Origin of the sequence: Pseudovibrio sp. WM33 (genome assembly GCF_001623165.1) — a bacterium.
In the GTDB taxonomy this organism is placed as follows: domain Bacteria; phylum Pseudomonadota; class Alphaproteobacteria; order Rhizobiales; family Stappiaceae; genus Pseudovibrio.
In genome coordinates this window covers 368,457-385,912 of record NZ_LMCK01000090.1, presented here as the reverse complement: position 1 = coordinate 385,912, position 17,456 = coordinate 368,457, and the positions used below count along the sequence as shown (strand labels likewise).

14 protein-coding genes are annotated in these 17,456 nt (G+C 50.8%); 5 read left to right on the top strand and 9 right to left on the bottom strand.

The features are described 5' to 3' along the window. Positions 1-9: 9 nt before the first annotated feature. Positions 10-633: a type B chloramphenicol O-acetyltransferase gene (gene catB, locus PsWM33_RS17075; protein WP_063301005.1), complete on the bottom strand. Its 624-nt coding sequence runs from the start codon at positions 631-633 to the stop codon at positions 10-12. A 440-nt stretch (positions 634-1,073) separates the two neighbouring features. On the opposite strand from catB, the gene hisN reads away from it, so the two are divergent. Then, positions 1,074-1,865 (top strand): histidinol-phosphatase, encoded by a 792-nt coding sequence (hisN, locus tag PsWM33_RS17070; protein WP_063301004.1) that lies wholly within the window; start codon positions 1,074-1,076, stop codon positions 1,863-1,865. Here the strand turns inward: hisN and PsWM33_RS17065 are convergent. Further along, entirely contained in the window at positions 1,862-2,803 is a 942-nt protein-coding gene (locus PsWM33_RS17065; protein WP_063301003.1) for an alpha/beta fold hydrolase, read from the bottom strand. The two genes, hisN and PsWM33_RS17065, sit on opposite strands and share 4 nt — an antisense overlap. A gap of 117 nt (positions 2,804-2,920) precedes the next feature. On the opposite strand from PsWM33_RS17065, the gene PsWM33_RS17060 reads away from it, so the two are divergent. Next, the gene (locus PsWM33_RS17060; protein ID WP_063301002.1) at positions 2,921-3,559 is read left to right on the top strand and encodes a pyridoxamine 5'-phosphate oxidase family protein; all 639 of its coding nucleotides are present in this window, start codon (positions 2,921-2,923) and stop codon (positions 3,557-3,559) included. 81 nt (positions 3,560-3,640) lie between these two features. On the opposite strand, the gene PsWM33_RS17055 is transcribed toward PsWM33_RS17060, so the two are convergent. Beyond that, a complete protein-coding gene (locus PsWM33_RS17055) occupies positions 3,641-4,009 on the bottom strand; it encodes a hypothetical protein (protein WP_063301001.1) in 369 nt (122 codons plus the stop codon). Positions 4,010-4,352: 343 nt separating this feature from the next. Here PsWM33_RS17055 and PsWM33_RS17050 point away from each other — a divergent pair, with 343 nt between their 5' ends. Beyond that, entirely contained in the window at positions 4,353-4,817 is a 465-nt protein-coding gene (locus tag PsWM33_RS17050; RefSeq protein WP_063301000.1) for an Hsp20 family protein, read from the top strand. Between the two features lie 626 nt (positions 4,818-5,443). On the opposite strand, the gene PsWM33_RS17045 is transcribed toward PsWM33_RS17050, so the two are convergent. The 6 genes from PsWM33_RS17045 to PsWM33_RS17020 all read right to left on the bottom strand — a co-directional run bounded on the left by PsWM33_RS17045 (position 5,444) and on the right by PsWM33_RS17020 (position 10,327). Then, the gene (locus PsWM33_RS17045; protein WP_063300999.1) at positions 5,444-6,481 is read right to left on the bottom strand and encodes a threonine aldolase family protein; all 1,038 of its coding nucleotides are present in this window, start codon (positions 6,479-6,481) and stop codon (positions 5,444-5,446) included. Positions 6,482-6,559: 78 nt separating this feature from the next. Next, positions 6,560-7,417 (bottom strand): endonuclease/exonuclease/phosphatase family protein, encoded by an 858-nt coding sequence (locus tag PsWM33_RS17040; RefSeq protein ID WP_063300998.1) that lies wholly within the window; start codon positions 7,415-7,417, stop codon positions 6,560-6,562. A gap of 134 nt (positions 7,418-7,551) precedes the next feature. Then, on the bottom strand, positions 7,552-8,142 hold the full coding sequence (locus PsWM33_RS17035) for a DoxX family protein (protein ID WP_063300997.1): 591 nt from the start codon (positions 8,140-8,142) through the stop codon (positions 7,552-7,554). Between the two features lie 71 nt (positions 8,143-8,213). Then, positions 8,214-9,050, bottom strand: coding sequence for an HvfC/BufC N-terminal domain-containing protein (locus tag PsWM33_RS17030; RefSeq protein WP_063300996.1), 837 nt, complete (start codon positions 9,048-9,050; stop codon positions 8,214-8,216). Continuing rightward, positions 9,034-9,936, bottom strand: a complete 903-nt coding sequence (gene bufB / locus PsWM33_RS17025; RefSeq protein WP_063290279.1) for an MNIO family bufferin maturase — start codon at positions 9,934-9,936, stop codon at positions 9,034-9,036. Before bufB ends, PsWM33_RS17030 begins: the two co-directional genes overlap by 17 nt. A 97-nt stretch (positions 9,937-10,033) precedes the next feature. After that, positions 10,034-10,327 carry a BufA1 family periplasmic bufferin-type metallophore gene (locus PsWM33_RS17020; RefSeq protein ID WP_057461822.1) on the bottom strand — a complete coding sequence of 98 codons (294 nt, stop codon included), beginning with the start codon at positions 10,325-10,327 and terminating at the stop codon, positions 10,034-10,036. A gap of 723 nt (positions 10,328-11,050) precedes the next feature. Here PsWM33_RS17020 and gltB point away from each other — a divergent pair. Beyond that, positions 11,051-15,733, top strand: a complete 4,683-nt coding sequence (gltB, locus tag PsWM33_RS17015; RefSeq protein WP_082827062.1) for a glutamate synthase large subunit — start codon at positions 11,051-11,053, stop codon at positions 15,731-15,733. An 11-nt stretch (positions 15,734-15,744) separates the two neighbouring features. Next, on the top strand, positions 15,745-17,178 hold the full coding sequence (locus PsWM33_RS17010; RefSeq protein ID WP_063290280.1) for a glutamate synthase subunit beta: 1,434 nt from the start codon (positions 15,745-15,747) through the stop codon (positions 17,176-17,178). The last annotated feature ends 278 nt before the right edge of the window (positions 17,179-17,456 follow it).

Here is a 17,456-nt window from a genome sequence, read left to right as displayed (position 1 = left end):
CCATACTGCCTAAAAACCAAGCCAGTAGTCGTAAAGCCTCTCAATATCTGAGGAACACATAAGAGGCATGGCCCCTTTCAGGACTTCATCTGTCCAATCCCACCATTTCATCTCCAATAGCATCTGAACCTGTTCTTCAGAAAAGCGGGAGCGCACAACTGTTGCAGGATTACCGGCCACAACGGCATATGCTGGTACATTCTTAGTCACGACAGCACGGCTGCCAATCAATGCGCCGTTACCGATCTGCACACCCGGCATGATCATCGCTTCAGAACCAATCCAGACATCATTGCCAACACGTGTTGAACCTGCAGGCTTGAAACCGTCCTGAGCTCCTTCAAAAGCAGGCTCATCAAAATAGTGAAATGGAAACGTTGTGGCCCATTCAGGACGATGCCCCTGGTTACCGGCCATCATAAACGCTGCCCCTGAACCGATAGAGCAATACGCACCGATTATCAGCTTGTCTTGCGCCTCTTCATCTGAGCGTAGGTATCGGGCACACTCATCAAAGCTGTGGCCGTGATAATATCCAGAATAGTAGGAATGCTTTCCAACAATAATATTGGGATTGATCACCTGCTCCTGAAGCGGGATCCCTTTAAACGGACTCTCAAAGAAATTCGGCACCTTATTCTCCCCTTGCCTGCACCTCCCTACGACGGAGAACATTAACAACCAGACAAAAAAAAGGCCGCTCTCATCTGGAGGCGGCCCTTAGTCTAGGGAGGAAACGCCCTTCGCGAAGGGCGGCGCAGACACTGAATGTCGCGCTGCAATAAAACTCGCATCGCATCGCAAACACGTCAAGCATTCAGCTCCGAAATCGGGCTGTTCCTATACGAATTGGCCAGTTTGTATCCTTGAGACAACACCCTGATTTTTCAGGGATCATAGCCGTTGGTATGAGTTTCACACTATAGTTTAGCAGTAAGTCGTAGACACCAACGCATGGTTTCAACAAGAGCATTTGCAAACTAAAACCGGCCTCAGAGCCATAGACATTTGCACTTTTCTAAATCCTGACTATGGTGCGCATGCAATTGACTGCTCCTACCGGATAAATTGATATGACCTCTCCCAGTCCTGATTATGCTTTTCTTCACAAACTTGCTGACGCAGCGGATGCTAAAACCATGCAGCACTTCCGCAGCGGCTACGAAGTAGACAACAAACTGGAAGCAGGCTTTGATCCAGTCACCATTGCGGATCGTTCTGCAGAAGAAGCAATCCGTGCGGTTCTGGAAGCCGAGCGTCCAGATCACGGCATCATCGGCGAGGAATACGGCAAGATCCGCGAAGACGCAGAGAATGTCTGGGTTCTTGATCCAGTCGACGGCACACGCTCTTTCATCTGCGGCACTCCGTTGTGGGGCACACTGATTGGCCTCAGAACCAACGGCAAAGCCTCTCAAGGCATTATGAGCCAGCCGTATAACAGCGAGCGCTTTTGGGGCGATTGCAACGAAGCTTTCATGACTGGTCCACTCGGCAAGCGCACCCTGAAAACCCGCAGCTGCGCATCCTTGTCAGAGGCAATCATCACCACGACCGAGCCGGCCTTGTTCAATGAAGTCGAGCGCCCGGTATGGGACACGATCTGCGCAGAAGCTCGCCTCACCCGCTACAGCACAGATTGTTATGGCTACGCCATGGTGGCAGCAGCAGGCTTTGATGCAGTCATTGAGACCGGCATGAACACCTACGACATCCTTGCCCTGATCCCAATCATTGAAGGCGCAGGCGGTTTTGTCACCAACTGGACCGGAGGCAATGCAGCAGACGGCGGGCAAGTGCTTGCCACAGGCGACAAGCGCCTCCACGATGAGCTGCTCACCAAACTGGCGCAAGTAGCTGTTTAATCCGCACTTCCCGGAATAAATGCATCGAATGCAGCCCAGAACTGCTCACGATAAGGATCTCGCTCCATTAGAATCTCATGGCGAGATCCTCGAATCTCCAGAAAACTCATACCAGGACAAGAGCGGCAAACTTCCTCGGCATCGTCAGTCGAGACGATCTGATCCTTTCCCGCACCGATGACTAAAGATGGCACGCCGAATTCAATCTGAAATTCAGGCTCTCTAAAGCGCTCTGTCGCCAATCCCATAGCACGGAACCAGCTCACCGTCGGAGAACCCAGCCCCAACTGAGGCGCCTCTTCAAGAATAGCATTCATCCGCTTAAAGCGATCAGGATCAGACGTGAGCGTATTACCGTCATAGTCGACAAGAATTTTGTCATTGCCACCGGGAACAAAAGCGTTCCCCATGCCAACCCAGACAAGCGTCTTGGCAAGCGCACCTGCCATCTTGACCATACGTCCCTTCATCGCAAGACCGACGAGGGGAGCTGTCAGCACCGCCCGATCAATCTTGGTCTTCAGCCGCCGATTAGCATGCATAACCACAGCACCGCCGGTTGAGTGTGCCAGTAGGAAGTGCGGCCCGGGACAATCAGAAAGCGAGACATTGTCCAAAACAGCATGTAGGTCCAGAGCGAACTCATCAAAACTCTCAACGTGGCCGCGCCGCTCGTTCTTCAGCAAACGCTCAGAACCACCCTGCCCGCGCAGATCAAAAGCCACCACATAAAAACCACGCGCCCGCAGTTCCTCAACAACCTCAAAGTATTTCTCAATAAACTCGGTACGGCCTTGGACAACAGTCACAGTCCCCTTGAGCGGAGACCCGGTCGGAGCCCAGCGTGCCCAACGGATTTTCACGTTGTCTTCTGTCTGGATAAAACCAGACTCCGTTCCCTCTGGAACCCGATTGAAATCCGTATTGACCAGTACCATCAGCGCGTAACCTCTAGTTCTCTCACTCTCAATTTGATAGCCTTTCCAAGCAACAGGCCGCAACCGCAATTTCTGGAAGTTTTTTCCATCTCAGTACGCGGTAACAAGGATATTTACATGCAAGACACAGACCTAACATCTGTTTCCCACGAGATTACCAGCCTCGCCCAGCTCGAAGAGCTCTATGGAAGCCCGAAACAAATCTCTATCGATAAAGAAGTCGGCTATATTTCTCAGCACTACAAAACCTTTATCGAAACCTCTCCTTTCTTCGCACTCACAACTGTTTCTGAAGAAGGCACCGACTGCTCTCCACGTGGGGACCCTGCAGGCTTTGTAAAGGTCATTGATGAAAAAACCATCGAGTTTCCGGACCGTCGCGGCAACAACCGCATCGATAGTTTGCGTAACATCGTTCAGGATCCACGTGTCTCTTTGTTGTTTATGATCCCTGGTGTCGGTGAAACCATCCGCATCAACGGGAAAGCCAAAATCTCTGCGGATCCAGTCCGGTTGGAAGCTCATAAGATAGAAGGTAAACTGCCGAAATCTATCATGGTCGTCACGGTCGAAACCATCTACTACCAGTGCCAGAAAGCCATTTACCGCTCAGGCCTTTGGACAGAAGATGCGAAGGTAGACCGCAAAACAGTTCCAACTGCCGGACAAATGGCACAGGCACTGTCAAAAGTTGAGTTTGACGGTGACGCCTATGACAAAGCTTATCCGGGGCGCATTAAAGAAACAGCATATTAGAGCCCAAACGCCGAAAGACCTGCCTTGATCGCAAAGAGGCAGGTCAGACGGATAAACAGATTAAGATCTTGGGAATGCCCTTTAGTACCCCAGATAACGATATTTGATGATCCAGCCGCTATAGGCATCAACGACCAAACGAGCTCGATGTTGGCCCTGCCAGCTGGCCTTCACGACGTAAACATCGCCCTTGCGCTTCACTTTCTTGAAATTCCGGTAGCCCCAGGCACGCAGACGCCGTTTGATCTGCTTCTTGTTCAGTGCATGGTGTTGTCCGTGTCCCCAATGACGGTTCTTCTTATAGTGAGCCTGCGTGACCTGAACGCTTACGTTTGGTCCATCGTAGGTGAATTGAGCGCCTGCATTTGCCGGAGCCGCCGCACCAGAAACTCCCAGAGCAACAACAGCTGCAGCGGCCAGTCCGGTTACTTTTTTCTTCAAAGCATTCATCTGTTCTCTCCTTGTCGGCAATAAGGTTTGCCTGAATACAAGGAGAACGTAACAAGGCGCGGATGTACGGGATCAGAAGCGCCTGTTCAGGTTATGTTAATCTGAAAATGCGGGCATCATTCCAGCAAATACACCTATTTTGAAAAAAACTCTTGAAACTTATTCGCCCCGTCCCCATCTCAAAATCACAGGCGCCACAGAGTGGGTCTGACACCGCTTAGAACCTTCGCCACGATTGGGAAGGCACTGTAAGCAAAAGGAAATTTCATCGTCCGCGCGCTTTGCGGCGAATGGTGAACGTTGCTCAGATGACCCGTTGGTCACATAAAAGAGGACACATAAAATGCGTCATTTCGATCTTACCCCCCTCTACCGTTCCACTGTTGGTTTCGACCGTCTTTTCTCCATGCTGGATTCAGGAACGGAACAACAGGGCTCAGCCTATCCTCCTTACAACATTGAGCGCACAGGAGAGAGCGCATACCGCATCTCCATGGCAGTCGCTGGTTTTATGGAAGATGAACTGACGATTGAAGCTAAAGAACATGTCTTGACTGTTTCTGGCGAGAAAAGTCCTGAAAGCGACGAAAAAGAAGTTCTCTACCGGGGAATCGCCTCCCGCGCTTTTGAACGCCGCTTCCAGATCGCCGAATATGTGAAAGTGATTGGCGCAAGTATGGAGCACGGATTGCTCCACATTGACCTCATCCGAGAAATTCCTGAGGCAAAAAAACCGCGCAAAATCAACATCACGGCTGGAGATAAAAAAGAACACAAACAAATTGAAGGCGAAACAGTAGCTCACTGATGTGTATTCCTGAAAAGTGGAAACCGGTTTTCAGATAAGAATACGCCTTTAAAACCCAAAGCCCTCGCGAGGACCTTCCTCCCAAACTCCCACCCTCGCGAGTGGCCACCCTTGTAACATTCTAGATTTTCTAATGTCTCTCAAAGATTGATTGGCACGCCCCTGCCAATCAATCCCACTCAAATCAACAGGGTTCCTCCTCCGCAATCCTCCCATGCGGATCTGTCTGGCTGCCTTTCCCCCCAGTAAGGGCCAGACACAATCAACGCCCCGCTTGCCCCAGCGGGGCGTTCTTTTATGCGCGCTTCAGCAAGCACAAAGATACTCTCTCTGCATCTGTTTCTATTTTCTGGAATTTCTGCGTTCCCTACAACCACTCAGCCACTTAAGAATTATCGAGTGGTAAGTTACACGCAAAATAAGAAGGGTAGGTTAGTTCACTTAAGGCCTTGCCTTGAACCCACTGGACTGACACCGCAAGGGTTGGCCTCTAACACCCTTGCTAACCCCTTGCAGGTGCCCCGCTGGTCTGCGGATTTATATCCCTCCGCAGACCAGCATTCTATGCCCTTCTGCTCCACACCGCAATCATAAGATGCAATCACGATACAGGCTGTTTGACGCGATTACCCACGCAGATGCGTCAGAAACTCGTCTACCATCTCTGGTGTGGTCGCAAAGCAGGTCACCAAGCGAAGGAACACTTCATCTTCTGAGACGAAATCCGCTGGAATATCATAGAACTTCGCGCCAGCTGCTTCCAAACGTGCAGCCTGTGCTTTGGTGAACACCGGGAACAACTCGTTGGCCTGTGGTTCAATTGGCAAACGCACGCCTTCAATATCGCGCATACCATCGGCAAGACGCATGCACATCGCGTTGGCATGACGCGCTGAAGCCAGCCAGTCGTCGTCCTTCAGGTAACCTTCAAATTGCGCAGAAATAAAGCGCGCCTTTGAGAAGACCTGTGCAGCCCGCTTGCGCAAATATTCAAAGCCCTCGGACTCTTCAGGGTTGAAGAACACAACAGCTTCAGCACACCAGCAACCGTTCTTGGTACCACCGAAGGACAGAACATCCACACCGGCCTTCCATGTCATCTCTGCTGGAGAAACATCTAAAGACACCAGCGCATTTGCAAAACGAGCGCCATCCATATGCAGTGGTACATTACGGGAATGAGCCACGTCCGCCAGCGCCTGAATTTCATCAAGTTGGTAGATGGTCCCAAACTCAGTCACCTGAGAGATAGAAACCGCAGCAGGACGGCCATGCATCGGATTATTATCCGGTACTTTGTTCATCGCGGTACGCAGCGCATCAGGCGTAAGTCTGCCATGTTCGCCACCAATACCAATCAGCTTATTACCAGCCGTAAAGAATTCCGGAGCATGGCACTCATCAACATTGATGTGTGCATCTTCATGGCAAAACACTGCCCCACCCGGCTTCGCATAGGTCGCAAGCGCCAGGGAATTCGCTGCTGTTCCTGTAGAAACCAGAAACACTGCAACTTCTTTTTCAAAGAGATCATTGAACTGCCGCTCGATAGAGCGGCTCAATGGATCAACCCCATAAGCGGTGGCAAAGCCGCTTGTATGGTTCGCAAGTGCAGTCATAACTGCACTCGTCGCACCTGCCCAATTGTCACTCGCAAAAATCATAGGATTTGAATAACAATATACCAAGGGAACTCAAGCCATTTATTGACCTTAAGGGCAAAGCTCTCCACGAGAAGCCCTTTAGGAGAGCAACACACTCTCAGAAGTTCCAGAAAGGTGCCCTTTTTTAAGGTCAGCTTTCAAAGTTAGAACAAGTGGGCAATGATCTGAGACCTCAGGTTTCTGCAATACTTGAAACTTCTGGATCTCATCGACCTGATCAATCAACAAGTAATCAGCAAACTTACCTGGCTTTTTGTAATAGGAGTTCCGAGTAGTTTCGACGCCATAATGATTGACCAACTCAACCAAACCATCTTCCTCCAGCAAACGAATGGTTTCGCTGTCAGGCTCAACATTGAAGTCACCACATACTATTCTCAGATCACCAGCCTCAGAAACTCCGCGCGAAATATCGATCAACCGCTTCGCCTGGTCGAAGCGTTCTGGCGTGTCCATCTTACCATTCAAATCACGAAGGCCATGCATGTGGGTGATGCTCACAGCACGGTCTGTCGCATAATCATAAACACGAACTCCATGCGCATTACGAGAGCGTGGGTGGTCTCCATAACCATCAGCAGAATAGTCTTTGTGCACAAACCCTTGCACCTGACCAATAATAGGGAAGGAACGATGCACAAATGTTGCCAGCCCCCATTGAGAGGGGACAGACTGCTCCTCATCCCAGAGCACACCCTGAGCAGCAGGACAGAAGACAGGCACATGCTCAGGCAGCGCTGCGCAAACATCACGGAAGAAATTAGCACGCTGAGGTAAGACGTGATCACCATCCCGATAAGTCAGCCAGTCCTTATCGCTTTCTGGTGTGTGAACCACCTCTTGCAGGCAAAGCACATCAGGCGCGGCCTGAGATAAATACGGCAGCAAGTCAGAGTAGAGCGTCCCTCCCCAACCATTCAGGCACATAATCTGCAACGCCACCTCCTTTAGCTCAGTCTGCGCAAGCTCTAGTCATATACACAAACGAAAAAGAGCGCATCACTTCATCAGTGACACGCTCCAATATCTGAATGAAAGCCAATAACTCTATCAGGCTCTCAATATAAGCCTCATGCGTGGCTCTTTGTATCTGAAACACCCGTTTCGTGGTGAATGCCGAACCATTTGCCCAACACCCAATCCAACGAGAACACTCCAGGACCACGGATCACAAGCACAGTTGCCAGGAAGATCCACAGTGCACGCTGATCAAAGATCAGAGCAGACGGATGGCGGTCAAACAGCGCACCAATTGTCGGCATATCAACACCATGACCAACCACGTCGACGATAGACATAACAATCACAAAGCCAATGAAACCAATGCTTGCGGCACGGGTAAACAGGCCCACAACAATAAGCACCGGAATAATCACTTCACCCCATGTTCCCAAAAGCACAATCAGGCCATAGGGAAAAAACGAAATCTGAGAAATATCATACCCAGCCGCCTCGGTAATATGCGGCAAGATCTGCGCATATGCACCGGTTGAAGGGAACAGGAACCCAAGCGCACCATCACCAAACTTGGTCAGCGCTGAATTCCAGAAGTACATAAACAGGACGCCTGCGAAAAGAAAACGCGCAGACAGGCCAAGAAACCAGCCTTCAGTTACACGCTCCAGCCAGCCAAATACGCCCTGGTATAAATTTACAAGCATTCTCATCGGATTCCTCCTCTGGTGCTTTCCACCACTCGGGGGCCTTACCGCCCAGCCCCTCGCAATCAATATTAAGCTTTGACGTCCACGCTCGCGAACACGCGTGCGCTCAGCAGGCAGCCCAATGCCTGCGACAGATCAAAGAATTTGTAAGAGGATGAAACTGCTTCCGCAGCCTCCCCCAATGTCTTGCCAAAGAACAATAAATCGGCGAATGCCGCTACGTCCTGAGCCAGTCCGGTCAGTGTCACGTCCATGTCAGGTCGGCAAATCAAAATCACTTGATCAGCCTCAGGCGTGACACCTCCCACGTCTTCCGAGCGGTTCTGTTTCCAGATTTCGCTAAGCGGAAAACGGGAGTAAATCAGTCTATGTGCAGAGATCGGCGTAAACACCGCATCCCCCAGTTTTGCTGGATCAATCTTGGATAATACATCCGGCGCAACAGGCGTCGCATTCGGCCCGTGGTACACGCGCAACCATGCCCATTCCAGCTCTGCGACGTCTTTCAGATATGGATAATCTGCAAGGGGAGGAAACGCGCTAATGAACTCAGAGAACTTGCCTCCAAACTCACTAAGTACCGGATGCTCTGGTGGATGCTTACGAACGAATTCTGCAGCAAGTGCTCGGAAGTAATCACGCCCGACCAAATCATGCACCGCAGGAAAGTTGGTAGCCATCGCATCAATCAAACTCGCCATTACGTTATTGCGGTAAACGCCATAACGCTTCTCAGAAGGTTGACCATCACGCCCCAAAACCCCATCGGGTACAGGGACGGCTGGATTCATCAGCCCATCTGAAAACATGTCGAAACCTTGCATGTTTGACTGCAAATCCTGCAAAGGAACGCCAAAACCTTTCAACGCAATCTTTTCCTTAATGCTGTCAGGCGCTTGGGACATGATCACCCCGCTTCTCAGCGGCTTGAGCCTGCGTCTCAATGTGAGATTGTATCACCACATCCGCCTGTTCAGCTTCATAAGCGAGAATTTCCCAGGTCGGAATATTCGCATCCCACTCAATAAGAGTTGGTTGAGGACCAGTCCGGTCAATTGTCCGCGCATAAAGCGCCCACACAGGATCAGCAACTTTACGATCATGTGCATCGATTAGAAGAGGATAGCCCAGCTCGTCTGTTTCTGGTGCATGCCCGCCAAGGTGAATTTCCTGAACATGCTCAACCGGGAATCGGTCCACATAATCTTCAGGAGAGCCACCAGAGTTCGTCGCAGAAACAAAGACATTGTTCACGTCCAGCAGCAATCCGCAGCCAGTTCGTTTTACAATCTCGCGAAGAAACTCAGTTTCTTCATAGGTACTCTCCTTGAAGATCACATAAGCACTTGGGTTTTCAAGCAACATCTGACGACCAAGGAAGGTCTGCACTTCATCAATATGGTCAACGACCTGCTGCAATGTCACCTCAGTGTAAGGCAGAGGCAGAAGATCATTGAAATACTCGGTGTCGTGCGTTGACCAGGCCAGGTGCTCACTGAAAAGGCCCGGATCATAACGATCAGCGACATCTTTCACGCGAGAAAGGTGCTCTTTATTCAGCGGATCAGCTCCACCAATAGACAACCCGACACCATGAAGAGAGATAGGATAATCACGACGGATCGCTTCAAGGTAACCGTGTGGAGGACCACCGGCACCCATATAGTTTTCCGCGTGAATTTCGAAGAAGCCCATATCAGGTTTGTCATTGAGAATACGATGATAATGATCAGCTTTTAAGCCCACGCCACCTCGTGCAGGTAGTTTTGCATTGACTCTTTGCGCGCACATATCAGTACCTCGTTCTATATTATGACTTCTTCTTAAAGAAACACCGGAGGGGAAAAACCCGCCCCGGTGCAACGCAGTATATTGTAAAGTAAAGCGATTAGTGAGGCAGATCGCGGGAAAGTTCAGTCAAAGAACCTTTACGGTCACCTGGGACTTCAATGGATTCACATGTACCGGTTGGTACGAGGGTCCAAGCATTGCCCTGATAGTCAACAGTGGAAGTACCTGCACAAGTGGTGCCAGCGCCCGCTTTACAGTCGTTTTCACCAGCAAGGGAAACGCCGTAACATTTTTCTTTAGAAGCAGCTTCAGCAACAGTAATGTTTGCACCAGCTACAGCAGCAGTAACAGCGGTCGCAAGTACAGCAGCGGACAACGTTTTTTTGGACATTTCAAAACTCCTCAAATTGAAATTCGGCGATGTGTTCAACAGGTTTGGTTCGCCTCTGAAGACAGTTCTGACAAAAAACTCGATCAATGGGAAATCAAACACATGTTATTTTCACGCGATTAAATCAATAAAATGAGATCATCGTCCTCACAGGTTCGTGAATAGTTGAAATATTATTGCATCTAACTTGAGTTTTAGATGCCAATGCGACAATCGGCCTAATAAAATTAAAAGAATAGAAATAAAGACTTTCTGAAACGCTCTTGCTCTACCCTCTGAAATCTGGCATGTTCGCGACGCGGAAAAGGACAGGAGTACTGTCCTTATTATCCCGCATGCGTTGATGACAATCTGGAAGACAGCTTCCAAGCGATCCACCTAAGAGATCCACACAACGCAAAAGAGAAGGATGTAGGCGCGTTCCCAACGCCGCGACATTCTCCCCCAAATGTGTGCCATGCGGACATATCGCAATGCACTCGCCAAAGGGGTAAGATAGATCGGAGGAAACTCCGAATGGGCGGCCCTATGTATAAAGAGGCCGTGCTTCATTCGACAGATCCGGGGCAAGCCGTGCCGGGGCTTCGAACGAGCCGCGAGGAAGACCTCCCCGCGACCCGAACGAGGAAGTGACCTTAACCAGTCACATTGAGATGAGCGAAAGTGAGGCCAAAAATGGCAGAAAAAGGAGGAAACACGATGCATATGAGTGGGGGGGAACCTATGAAAACCCGAGCTACCACCACAGGCACCGTTACGGAAAAACTCCGCACTGCTGCCACTGAGGGGCTTTACAATCCAGCCAAAGAGCACGATGCCTGTGGCGTCGGCTTTATAGCTAACCTCAAAGGCGCACAATCTCACCACGTGGTACAAAGCGGCCTTCAGATCGTTGAAAACCTGACACACCGCGGCGCAGTTGGCGCTGACCCATTGATGGGCGACGGTGCAGGTATGCTGACCCAGGTCCCACACGAGTTTTTCAAAGAAGAATGCTCGAAGATCGGATTCGATCTTCCAGAAGCTGGCGAATACGGCGTTGCGTTCTTCTTCCTTCCACAAGATAAAAAGCTCCGCGAGCAATGCGAAAGCATCGTTGCGGAATGTGTTTCTGATGAAGGTCTTGAAGTATTAGGCTGGCGTGATGTTCCGGTCGACAATTCTTCTTTGTCGAAAGCACCGGATATTGCAGCGACAGAACCTGTTTCCCGTCAGTTGTTTGTAACTCTACCAAACAATACAGATGGCGACATTCTGGAGCGCCGCCTCTTTATCCTGCGCAAAGTGATCTCCAACGTAGTGCGCGAGAAATCTGAGGCCGTAGAAAAAGGTTTCTACGTCGTTTCCTTCTCCAGCCGCACCATCGTCTACAAAGGCATGTTCCTCGCGTACCAGCTTGGCGCTTACTATGACGATCTGCGTGATGAGCGCTTCATCTCTGCGCTGGCGTTGGTTCACCAGCGCTTCTCAACCAACACTTTCCCGTCATGGGATCTGGCTCACCCATACCGTATGGTTGCGCACAACGGTGAAATCAACACCTTGCGCGGCAACGTAAACTGGATGGCAGCCCGTCAGGCATCTGTGTCCTCTCCTGCATTTGGTGACGACATCAACAAGCTATGGCCGATCTCTTACGAAGGTCAGTCTGACACAGCATGCTTCGATAACGCCTTGGAATTCCTCACCACTGGCGGCTATTCCCTTGCGCATGCAGCTATGATGCTGATCCCGGAAGCGTGGGCCGGCAACCCGCTGATGGACGAAAACCGTCGCTCTTTCTACCAATACCATGCCTCTATCATGGAACCATGGGACGGACCTGCAGCGGTAGCCTTCACAGACGGTCGTCAGATTGGCGCAACGCTTGATCGTAATGGTCTACGCCCTGCCCGTTACATCGTCACTGATGATGATTTCGTGGTTATGTCTTCTGAAGTTGGTGTTCTCGACATTCCAGAAGAGAAGATCATCCAGAAATGGCGTCTCCAGCCAGGCAAAATGCTCCTGATCGATTTGGAAGAAGGTCGTATTGTTTCTGACGAAGAAATCAAGCGCCAGCTCTCCACGGCAAACCCTTATAAAGACTGGCTGCATCGCACGCAGATGGTTCTTGAAGACCTCCCATCCGTACGTGAACGCGCGCCGGTTGCAGGTGAAACCCTTCTCGACCGTCAGCAAGCCTTTGGTTACACACAGGAAGACATCAAGCTTCTCATGCAGCCAATGGCAACCGTTGGTCAGGAAGCACTGGGGTCTATGGGTACTGACACACCTGTGTCCGTCCTCTCAGACAAATCCAAGCTTCTGTACACCTACTTCAAGCAGAACTTTGCGCAGGTAACCAACCCACCGATCGATCCGATCCGTGAAGAATTGGTGATGAGCCTCGTGTCCTTCATTGGACCACGTCCGAACCTGTTTGATCTGAAAGGTCTTTCTACCTCCAAACGTCTGGAAGTACGTCAGCCGATCCTCACCAATGCTGATCTGGAAAAGATCCGCGCTATTGGTGACATTGAAGACAATCAGTTCCAAACCAAAACCCTCGACATCACCTACTCTGCTGAGAAGGGGACCGAGGGCATGGCAGATGCTCTGGAGCGCTTGTGTGCTCGCGCTGAAAAAGCTGTTCATGGTGGTTACAACATCATCATCCTGTCTGACCGCGTAATCTCACGTGCCCGCATTGCAATTCCTGCACTATTGGCGACAGCTGCTGTCCATAACTACCTGATCCGCAAAGGTCTTCGTACCTCAGTGGGTCTTGTGGTTGAAACGGGTGAAGCACGCGAAGTTCATCACTTCTGCGTTCTGGCCGGTTATGGTGCAGAGGCAATCAACCCCTATCTCGCATTCGAAACAATCCGTTCAATGCACTCTGAAGGGTCTTTCCCTGAGGAAGTGGATGAGCATGAAGTTGTCTCTCGCTACATCAAAGCCATTAACAAAGGCATGCTCAAAGTCATGTCCAAGATGGGCATCTCCACCTATCAGTCTTACTGCGGTGCGCAGATCTTTGATGCGGTTGGCCTGAATTCAGAATTTGTAGAAAAATTCTTCTTCGGTACAGCAACAACCATCGAAGGCATCGGCCTGAAAGAAGTTGCTGAAGAGACTGTTGTTCGTCACCACGATGCATTTGAGGACATTCCTGTTCTGCGTCGCTCGCTGGACGTTGGTGGTGAGTATGCATACCGGACCCGTGGCGAAAACCACATGTGGACCCCGGACAGCATCGCCACACTTCAGCATGCAGTACGCAACAACTTGCCTGAAAAGTATCTGGAGTTTGCCAAGGAAGTGAACGAAGCCTCTGGCCGTTACACAATCCGTGGCATGTTCCGCATCAAATCAGCAGAAGAACTGGGACGCCGTCCAGTCAACATCGATGAAGTTGAGTCCGCAGAAGACATCGTCAAGCGCTTCTCAACGGGTGCAATGTCTTTCGGCTCAATCTCTCGCGAAGCTCATACATCGCTTGCGATTGCTATGAACAAGATTGGCGGTAAATCCAATACCGGTGAAGGTGGCGAAGAAGCCGAACGCTTCAACCCACTGCCGGATGGATCTCCCAACCCAATGCGTTCTGCGATCAAGCAGGTTGCATCAGGTCGCTTTGGTGTAACAACCGAATATCTGGTCAACTCTGATATGATCCAGATTAAGGTCGCTCAGGGTGCAAAGCCGGGTGAAGGCGGACAGCTGCCAGGCCATAAAGTGGATGCAGTGATCGCAAAGACACGTCACTCCACGCAGGGCGTAGGCTTGATTTCACCTCCTCCGCACCACGACATCTACTCAATCGAAGATCTGGCGCAGCTAATCTACGATCTGAAGAACGTGAATCCAGAGGCAGATATCTCAGTCAAGCTGGTGTCTGAAGTTGGTGTTGGAACAGTTGCAGCAGGTGTTGCCAAAGCGCGCGCAGACCACATCACGGTCTCAGGCTTTGACGGTGGCACAGGCGCATCTCCGCTCACCTCTTTGAAACACGCTGGTTCTCCATGGGAGATGGGCCTTGCTGAAACCCAGCAAACGCTCGTTCTCAATGGTCTGCGTTCCCGTATCGCTTTGCAGGTTGATGGTGGTCTTCGTACAGGCCGTGACGTACTTGTTGGCGCTCTTTTGGGAGCAGATGAGTATGGCTTCTCAACAGCTCCGCTGATCGCAGCTGGTTGCTTGATGATGCGTAAATGTCACCTCAACACCTGCCCGGTTGGCATTGCGACCCAGGATCCGGTTCTGCGGAAACGCTTTAAAGGCACTCCGGAACACGTCATCAACTACTTCTTCTATGTAGCGGAAGAACTTCGCGGATTGATGGCAGAACTCGGTGTCAGGAAACTGGACGAAATCATCGGTCGCTCCGACATGCTCGACAAAGAAACTGCGATCAATCACTGGAAGTCTGAAGGCCTTGATTTCTCAAGGATCTTCTATCGTCCAGATGCGGCCCAGGAACAAAGCCGCTGGTCACAGCTTCAAGAACATCCAATCAACGATGTTCTGGACCGTGAACTCATTCGCAACGCGATGCCAGCACTCGAAAGCAAAGAAAAAGTTGAGTTCCCGGCAAAGATCAAGTCAGTTGATCGTTCCGTTGGCGCAATGCTTTCTGGTCAGATTGCTAAACGCTACGGTGCAAAAGGCCTCAAAGACGATACCATTCATATCTCTATGACAGGTACGGCTGGTCAGGCGTTTGGTGCCTTTGTTGCCAAGGGCGTGACGATCGATCTTGAAGGCGATGCAAACGACTATGTAGGCAAAGGCCTCTCAGGTGGTCGCATTATCGTACGCCCACCAGAAAACACCCGCATCGTGCCGGAAAATTCCATCATTGTTGGGAATACCGTTCTTTACGGAGCAACCAGCGGTGAAGTGTACTTCCGTGGTGTTGGCGGTGAGCGTTTCGCGGTTCGTAACTCCGGAGCAACTGCAGTTGTTGAAGGTGTTGGTGACCACGGATGTGAATACATGACCGGTGGTGTTGTTGTTGTAATCGGTCAGACTGGCCGTAACTTCGCAGCAGGCATGTCCGGTGGTGTTGCTTACGTATTGGACGAAGATGGTACTTTTGGCTCCCGTTGCAACCTTGCAATGGTAGACATTCAGCCCGTGCAAGAAGAAGACGACCTGCTCGAAAAGCTGCATCACCATGGCGGCGACATCGAGTACAAAGGACGTGTGGATCTGTCAGCTGACATGACACGCCACGACGACGAACGTCTACGTCTCATTCTTGAAAACCACGTGAAGTATACTGGTTCCACCAAAGCTCAGAATATTCTGAATGACTGGGAGAACTGGCGTCCGAAGTTTGTGAAAGTTATGCCGGTTGAATACCGTCGCGCGCTTCAGGAAATGAAAGCTGCGCGTCTGGGCCTCGCGGCTGCGGAATAAGAGGGGAAGACATGGGTAAGGTAACTGGCTTTTTGGAGATCGACCGGCAGGAGCAAAACTACCAGCCGGCATCAGATCGCATCCGCCATTTTCGCGAATTCACTGTCCCGCTCTCGCAGCCGGAAGTGGAGCGTCAGGCAGCTCGTTGTATGGATTGTGGTATTCCGTTTTGCCACGGTCCTGCCGGTTGTCCAGTAAACAACCAGATCCCCGATTGGAATGATCTGGTTTTCGCTGGCGACTGGGAAGAAGCATCACGCAATCTACATTCAACCAACAACTTCCCTGAATTCACGGGCCGTATTTGTCCTGCTCCATGCGAGGAAGCATGTACGTTGAATCTGGAAGACATTCCGGTCGCGATTAAAACTGTCGAACAAGCAATCGCTGATCGCGCCTTTAAGGAAGGTTGGATCAAGCCTGAACCAGCAGCTACTAAGACAGGTAAAACTGTTGCAGTTATTGGGTCTGGTCCTGCAGGTATGGCAGCTGCTCAGCAGTTGGCGCGCGCTGGTCACACAGTTCATGTTTACGAACGCGAACCAAGTGCTGGTGGTTTGATGCGATATGGTATTCCTGACTTTAAGATGGAAAAACACTATATCGACCGCCGTGTAGCACAGCTGGAAGGAGAAGGCGTAACCTTCCACTACGGTTGTGAAATCGGTAAAGACGTAGAGTTTGAAGAGATCCACACACGTCACGATGCAACACTGCTTTGCACTGGTGCAGAACGCCCACGTGATCCAGGCATTCCAGGCATGGACCTCAAAGGTGCGATGTATGCGATGCCTTTCCTCGTACAGCAGAACCGCCGCGTTGGTGGTGAAGATGTATCGGGCGAAGAGCCATACTGGGCTGGCGGCAAACACATTGTTGTTGTCGGCGGTGGTGACACCGCATCTGACTGCGTTGGGACATCCTTCCGTCAGGGCGCTCTGTCTGTAACCCAGATGGACATCCGTCCAATGCCACCACTGAAGGAAGATAAGAACCAGTTCTGGCCATACTGGCCAACGAAGTTCCGTACCTCAACCTCTCAGGCTGAAGGCGCAGAACGTGAGTTTTCCGCGGCAACGCTCGAAATCGTAGGTGATGAAGACGGTCACGTAACAGGCGTAAAATGTGCTCGTGTAGATGAAAAACGTGTTCCGATTGAAGGAACCGAGTTCATTCTCAAGGCAGACCTTGTTCTTGCAGCCATTGGCTTCTCTGGCCCAAACATGGAAACTTACGTCAAAGAAGCAGGTGACGACCTGGAACTTGACCCACGTACAAACGTGAAAGCCAACACCGAAGACTACAAGACCTCCATCAAAAAGGTCTTTGCAGCAGGTGACGTGCGCAAAGGCCAGTCCCTTGTGGTCTGGGCTATTCGCGAAGGTCGTCAGGCGGCTCGTTCAATCGACGAGTTCCTGACAGGTTCCTCCAACCTGCCACGCTAAACACAGCGTATCGCCGAAAAGTGGGACCCGGTTTTCGGATAAAGATACGCAAAAACAAAGGCTAAAGCAGTTCAGATGTTTCAGTCTAAATGCGAACTGCTTTAGCGGACAATCAAACAACAAAGCCCCGGAAAGCCACGCTTTCCGGGGCTTTTTGATGTTGCTCCATTCTTTCTCACTCATACATTCTGAGTTGAACTTGCAAGCACTAAAAGCACCGCATGGCTTCCTATGCAGTGGTGAAACGAGAATTCCCGAAGGTCGGGATGAGCAAGGCA